9 protein-coding genes and 1 pseudogene are annotated in these 5,295 nt (G+C 55.4%); 5 read left to right on the top strand and 5 right to left on the bottom strand.

Annotation, left to right across the window (positions count from 1 at the left end):
- Both M5B99_RS29210 and M5B99_RS29205 read left to right on the top strand, forming a co-directional pair.
- Nucleotides 1-451 (top strand): group II truncated hemoglobin (locus M5B99_RS29210; protein WP_248807396.1); only part of this gene is annotated, 451 nt, incomplete at its 5' end.
- A 205-nt stretch (nucleotides 452-656) separates the two neighbouring features.
- A complete protein-coding gene (locus M5B99_RS29205; RefSeq protein WP_248807397.1) occupies nucleotides 657-1,037 on the top strand; it encodes a rhodanese-like domain-containing protein in 381 nt (126 codons plus the stop codon).
- Between the two features lie 332 nt (nucleotides 1,038-1,369).
- On the opposite strand, the gene M5B99_RS29200 is transcribed toward M5B99_RS29205, so the two are convergent.
- Together M5B99_RS29200 and M5B99_RS29195 are read right to left on the bottom strand one after the other, a co-directional pair.
- The gene (locus tag M5B99_RS29200; RefSeq protein ID WP_248807395.1) at nucleotides 1,370-1,786 is read right to left on the bottom strand and encodes an SgcJ/EcaC family oxidoreductase; all 417 of its coding nucleotides are present in this window, start codon (nucleotides 1,784-1,786) and stop codon (nucleotides 1,370-1,372) included.
- Between the two features lie 55 nt (nucleotides 1,787-1,841).
- On the bottom strand, nucleotides 1,842-2,438 hold the full coding sequence (locus tag M5B99_RS29195) for a DUF4157 domain-containing protein (RefSeq protein ID WP_248807394.1): 597 nt from the start codon (nucleotides 2,436-2,438) through the stop codon (nucleotides 1,842-1,844).
- Between the two features lie 411 nt (nucleotides 2,439-2,849).
- On the opposite strand from M5B99_RS29195, the pseudogene M5B99_RS29190 reads away from it, so the two are divergent.
- The 3 genes and pseudogenes from M5B99_RS29190 to M5B99_RS29180 form a co-directional block, all read left to right on the top strand.
- A pseudogene (locus tag M5B99_RS29190) lies at nucleotides 2,850-3,047 on the top strand (type II toxin-antitoxin system RelE/ParE family toxin); the annotation flags it as partial.
- Nucleotides 3,048-3,060: 13 nt separating this feature from the next.
- Nucleotides 3,061-3,342 carry a HigA family addiction module antitoxin gene (locus M5B99_RS29185; RefSeq protein ID WP_248807393.1) on the top strand — a complete coding sequence of 94 codons (282 nt, stop codon included), beginning with the start codon at nucleotides 3,061-3,063 and terminating at the stop codon, nucleotides 3,340-3,342.
- 196 nt (nucleotides 3,343-3,538) lie between these two features.
- Nucleotides 3,539-3,703 carry a metallothionein gene (locus M5B99_RS29180; RefSeq protein ID WP_248807392.1) on the top strand — a complete coding sequence of 55 codons (165 nt, stop codon included), beginning with the start codon at nucleotides 3,539-3,541 and terminating at the stop codon, nucleotides 3,701-3,703.
- A gap of 202 nt (nucleotides 3,704-3,905) precedes the next feature.
- Here M5B99_RS29180 and M5B99_RS29175 read toward each other — a convergent pair whose 3' ends face one another.
- The 3 genes from M5B99_RS29175 to M5B99_RS29165 all read right to left on the bottom strand — a co-directional run.
- Nucleotides 3,906-4,427, bottom strand: coding sequence for a hypothetical protein (locus tag M5B99_RS29175; protein ID WP_248807391.1), 522 nt, complete (start codon nucleotides 4,425-4,427; stop codon nucleotides 3,906-3,908).
- Nucleotides 4,385-4,684 carry a DUF1778 domain-containing protein gene (locus M5B99_RS29170; RefSeq protein WP_247263498.1) on the bottom strand — a complete coding sequence of 100 codons (300 nt, stop codon included), beginning with the start codon at nucleotides 4,682-4,684 and terminating at the stop codon, nucleotides 4,385-4,387. Before M5B99_RS29170 ends, M5B99_RS29175 begins: the two co-directional genes overlap by 43 nt.
- Nucleotides 4,685-5,198: 514 nt before the next feature.
- The coding region (locus tag M5B99_RS29165; RefSeq protein ID WP_240462694.1) for a hypothetical protein at nucleotides 5,199-5,295 on the bottom strand (97 nt) is incomplete at its 5' end.

The following is a 5,295-nucleotide window of genomic DNA, read 5'->3' as shown; positions in this document are numbered from 1 at the left end:
GGCTGATAATATGACTGAACTTTTGAGTGTTAAAGATACAAGCAGCGCCAGTACTTATCTCCAGCTAGGTGGTGAGGCAGGCGTCCATAAACTGGTCGACCGCTTTTACGAGTTGATGGATACTCTGGCTGAAGCGCGAGTGGTGCGCGGAATACACCCCCCGAGCCTCGTCGGTAGTGCTGACAGTCTATTTAAGTTCCTCAGTGGCTGGTTTGGCGGCCCGCCACTCTTCCAGAATGAACGCGGCCATCCGCGTCTGCGCATGCGACATGCACCCTACGCCGTCAGTATTGTTGAGCGCGACGAATGGATGCTGTGCATGCGTCAGGCCATCGACGAGCAGGTGCATGATGCCGCGCTCAATAGCAAGCTGCAGCGTATGTTTTCTGAAATGGCCGATCATATGATTAATACTGATGAGGACAGTACAGATGTTGCGAAGCGGGTGTGAGTGCCAACTGTATTGTAATGCTTTCAAATGATTTCTACCGGCTCCTTATGGACGCAGTTAAATTGATTTTTTCAATCTGAGCTTTCTGATAATTACTACTGTTGTGACTCTCAATCCAAGCGGTTTTTGCAATGGGTACTGCCCATTGCAAAATGGATGGTGGGCTACTTGAACTCTCCTAACCGGACTCTTCCAAATGCTCATGATTAAAACTGCCCATGATCTTGTGGCCGACGCCAAGGCACGTATCGAAGAAGTTTCCATTGAAGACGCCAATCAGGCTATCCAGGAGGCGGATCTGTTGATTGATGTGCGTGAAGCCGACGAGTATGCTGCCGGCCATCTCGCCGGTGCGGTACACCTGTCACGTGGTATGTTGGAATTTAAACTTACCAACGACACCGCGCTCAGTTCGCGGGAACTTAAGATTGTGCTGTACTGTAAAACGAGTGGTCGTGCGGCACTCGCTGCCGCATCGCTGCATAACATGGGCTACCGACATGTTAAATCAATCACCGGAGGATTCGACGCTTGGGTGAGTGCGAAAAAACCGATCGTGGGTCCACATTTCCCCCCCTTCGAGTAACCCAGCCTCATCAAGTTTTTCAGCCCCCAACCGCCTGTGACGTTCTGGTGCATGTGAGCGTACGGATGACCGTATGCTCGGTGGGTTTTTTATGCGTAAGATTGTCGCAGTTGATGCGGTGCCAGTGTTATATAAAGTGTACAGGCTTTGAGTGGAGGCAGACTCTTCCGACGTAAACTCAAGGTGTTATCCGTGCCAGGAGCGCCGTGTATTCTTCAGCCGCAATTTGCTGATCCGAGCTGCCGTCCTGCTACCCCAGGCGATGCCCGATTCTGCCTATGTTCGCACGGGTGTTCAGCAGCATTTCCTTGGGGCGCGCAGTTGGTCCCCGTTCATTCGTTGCGCAAAATCGCCTCACCGGTCCGCGGGTTTGTCAGGGTCACATTCTCCAGCGCTCGAATGCGCCAGATCTCGTTCTGTCTCGTCAGCACGGCGAGAATCAGCGTATCGACCCTGTGTGGTCCGGTCGGGTGAGCGGTGCCGGCCGTCAGGCGACTCCAGAAATGCATGACGACCACCCCGTCGGCGATATGAGCCATATCGATGAGTTCGTTCTGGAGTCTAGAGTCACGATAGATCGTTTCGTGAATAGGGGCGTGAAGCGCCACGATCTCTTCAACGCCCCGGACGTAGTGCCCGAAACGATTCACGAACGTCGCCTCTTGGTCGAACAGGCCACTGAGAGCCGCCATGTCGTGGTCGTTCCAAGCCGCTTGGAACGCACCGGGTGCATCTTCAGATCTTTTCATCTCGTGATCCTCCCATGATTTTATGGATACCAATGACCGGCAGCTTCGCGACCCTTCAGTCAGTCCCTTCGCGCAGGGTCCGTCTGACCTCAGCCTGTATGGCATAAGCCGGCGCCTCCACCGCATTGAAGTCTTGTGTATAGCGCTGGGCAAATCCTTGTACCCCCCACTCCTGGTACTGCTGCACATGCCTTAATTCGTGAGCCCAGAGCGCGACGTTCTGTTCTGCGCTTTTAGCGTCCCGGAAGATAATGATGTCGATCAGCGTCACGGCACCGATGTCGGGGTTTTGCAGCATGGCCGTGGCGGCACTGAGTTGGCCGTTGTCGCCAACTTTGTAGCGCACGGCATCGAGGACGCCGGGGGCGTACCAGCGCAGCAGTTGCTCCCGGATGTGCGCTGGGATGGGGTGGATGTCGGCTTTGGCTGCTTCAGCGTGGGCTTGGGTCAGCCACAGCGCCAGGGCAGGTGCCGCGATCTGGTAGAGGCCATCCGGCAGGGGGCCGAGCAGCGGTCCCAGGTCTGGCAGACAGAGGCAGCCATCCAGGCACACCTGTTTCTCGCCCGCTGGGCAGGCATCGGTCTGGGCTGGTGCCTCAAGCGTCAGGCAAAGAACAAACAGCGCCAGCAGGCGCGTGATGATGGGCGGCATTGGGCGCTCCAGGGGCGTGCAGCGACCGCTTTGGGGTCATCCGGATTATGGCTGCTCTCTCCATCCTGGCTGTACGTGTTCGCCGTTGCAACGATGATTGGCGTCTGCGCCTGACTTGACCGAAGCCGGTTGAGTTTCCTGCGTTGCAGTTCAGCGGGCGCTGTCGATGATAGCGCCGCCGTCCGGTGTAAGGCTGTAGCCCGTCAGGAACCGCGCATCCTTGGTCGCGAGGAACAGGACAACGGGAGCGCTTCTTTTGCCATATTGTAGGTGCCGTAGCTCATCATTCCGAGCACGCCGGCCATTGAGCCGAGGCGCTTACGACCTGGTGGCGCGAGTACGGCAAAAGCGTGCCGGTGAAACCGGCCTCGCGCGGGCGCAAGACCAAAAGTAGTTGATGGTGTTCAGCTCCAGCGCTTGGGGCTGATCCTTGCAGCGCTTGATATCGCTGTGACCTCGGGCGACCTTAATCTGCCGGGGTATCGCTTGCACCCACTCAAAGGCCAGTTGGTCGGCTACTGGTCGATGACCGTTAGCGGTAACTGGCGTGTAATTTTCCGATTCGTTGGTGTGGATGTCGAGTTGGTTGATTACCTCGACTATCACTGAAAGGAGGCCACCGATGGCCATGCACAATCCTCCACATCCTGGCGTCATGATCCAAGAGATGTTGCCGGAACTGAATATCAAGATTGCCGAGATGGCCCGGTGCCTGCATTTCTCGCGGGAAATGCTTTCATGGGTGATCAATGGCCGGGCGCCCATCAGTCCTGATCTGGCCGTGCGCCTGGAGTGTTCCGGCTTGAGCACCGCCCGTTTCTGGCTGGGCCTGCAAATGAACTATGATTTATGGCAAGCCGAGCACCGTGAGCAGCCGGTCGTGGATCGTCTGGTTGCTGCCTGAGCCCCTATTGGCAAATGAGCCTGCGCCGAAAATGCACCTCCCTGCTGATGGGGTAGGCTTGTTATTCGACTCCGACATAATGACAAAAGAGCATTGCTAAGACGTAAGTGGAGGCCGATGATGGATCGCATCACTCAACTGTTCATGCGCGTTGCACCGCAATGCTTGGCGACCACCCGACAACCGGAGTCCGATCATGAATGAACAAATCTGCGCCTGCCCGCACTGCACCTGCAAGGTTGGTGAGCATGCGGTCGTGCGTCATGGTAAGCACTACTGCTGCCAGGCGTGCGCCGACCATCACCCGAATGGTGAACCTTGCACGGCTTCAAAATGCCACTGTGCAGACAAACCTAAGTAAAAGTTACTTCTTTCTTGGTTGCCCAATGCGCCTCCCGCTCCTTGGTACGTACGGCGACCAGATTCTCCTGTTCACCGCGTCGCTGACACGGCCTTTTGGGTGGACTATAACCAGGCACACCCTGAAACCGCGCGGATAGCCAAGGAGCAGGGGATCGGCGATTGGCATTCGGCCAAGGTCAACTTAAAGGGCTTTTCGGTATTCACTGCAATGGCAGCATCATTGTGATCGGTGACACGCCGGGGCAGGGGATGAAGCCTGCGTGCCGGGCATAAAAATCTGCGAGTCGGTCACTCAGGGGATGGACCAGAATGGCTGTTGAGCCCACCGTTTCGGAGGCGCTGATACAGCGTTCGATTGCATCCTGTAGCAGGTCGATAGCGTAACCGTTACCCTGGGCAACGAGACTGACGCCCATACGACCGATGATGGTAACGGGATGCTGTCCCGGCGAATTACGTTGCCGACTCTTCGGTACCACCGACGCGCGCATGACTGACCCGTTGGATAGGGTGTAGTAGCCGATGACCTTTTGGGTACCTTTGAGACAAATCACATAGACCACCGCGTGTTTGGCCGCCTGGGCTTTATGTGCTTTTTTGACGAGGTACTCATTGATCGAGCTTTCACCACAATCGAAATCGTTCAGATCGTGCTGCTCGCTTAGCTTTGCGGGAGCACTCAGCTCCAGCGTTTTGGCCTTGCCAGGAGTTTTTGCAGGCACTGGTTCCCTCGCACCGGGTTGTCTTCCAACGCTTTCTCGAATGAGTCAAACGCGTCCTCATCGAGTACGAACAACCGCTTGTCCAAGATGACCTCTTCAGCTTTCTGGCAGGCTGCTTCCAGAATGAAGCTGGTACGGTCACGGCCTGACAAGGCAGCAGCGATATCAATCAAATTTCGTTTCTTGATGTCTGCCCGCATATTGATAGGTACGGGCTTTTCTTTCGTCGGTTCTGGCTGGCTGGTCTTCAGCATCATGAAACCCTCTATGGGGGCGCTCTCTGTCGTCGGCAGGTGGAGCAGACCTGCGCCGCAATCGTAGCATTCCTGTGTATCAGATGTAAGTACTGTGTATCTCATTGATATACGGTCTCTGCTATGAGTTGTGTTCGATCATGGATGCCAGCCGAGCATTGATGCGCGCTTAGATTGCACTCGAAGCTTGAGGTCGTCCACACATCGAAACCAACTGAAACAAAGGCTTTTGAGGACGTAGGGTTAGGAGGGCTGGCTGACAATCACGTAGTCGGGACTTGGTGAAAACGGATTTTTCCAAGCATTTTTCTCTCTGACACTGATGGTCAGGAGAACCTACCGCGTGATCGGAAAGTTCGACAGGTATTTGATGGCTTTGGCGAGTTGCTTCGATGGAGCAGGGCACTCATGCTTTGGCCTGTTCCCCGGCTGATCCCGGAGAGTCGGGTTTCGCAGCCCTGAACAGGTTCAGGGCTTTTCGGTATTCCAGTCTATTCACCCAAGGTGAACAACAGCATCAATCCCAGCTCAACGCACCGCCAGTCTGATACTCGATCACACGGGTCTCGAAGAAGTTCTTCTCTTTCTTCAGGTCCATGATCTCGCTCATCCAC

It is taken from the genome of Pseudomonas sp. MWU13-2100, from assembly GCF_023242365.1.
GTDB lineage: Bacteria > Pseudomonadota > Gammaproteobacteria > Pseudomonadales > Pseudomonadaceae > Aquipseudomonas.
Note: the sequence above shows the minus strand (reverse complement) of the source record. Positions and strands in the feature narration are given on the sequence as shown.

Coding starts and splice junctions, on each gene's coding strand:
- M5B99_RS29180 (WP_248807392.1), top strand. CDS start 3,539: ATGAATGAACAAATCTGCGCCTGCCCGCACTGCACCTGCAAGGTTGGT.
- M5B99_RS29195 (WP_248807394.1), bottom strand. CDS start 2,438: ATGCCGCCCATCATCACGCGCCTGCTGGCGCTGTTTGTTCTTTGCCTG.
- M5B99_RS29170 (WP_247263498.1), bottom strand. CDS start 4,684: ATGATGCTGAAGACCAGCCAGCCAGAACCGACGAAAGAAAAGCCCGTA.
- M5B99_RS29185 (WP_248807393.1), top strand. CDS start 3,061: ATGGCCATGCACAATCCTCCACATCCTGGCGTCATGATCCAAGAGATG.
- M5B99_RS29200 (WP_248807395.1), bottom strand. CDS start 1,786: ATGAAAAGATCTGAAGATGCACCCGGTGCGTTCCAAGCGGCTTGGAAC.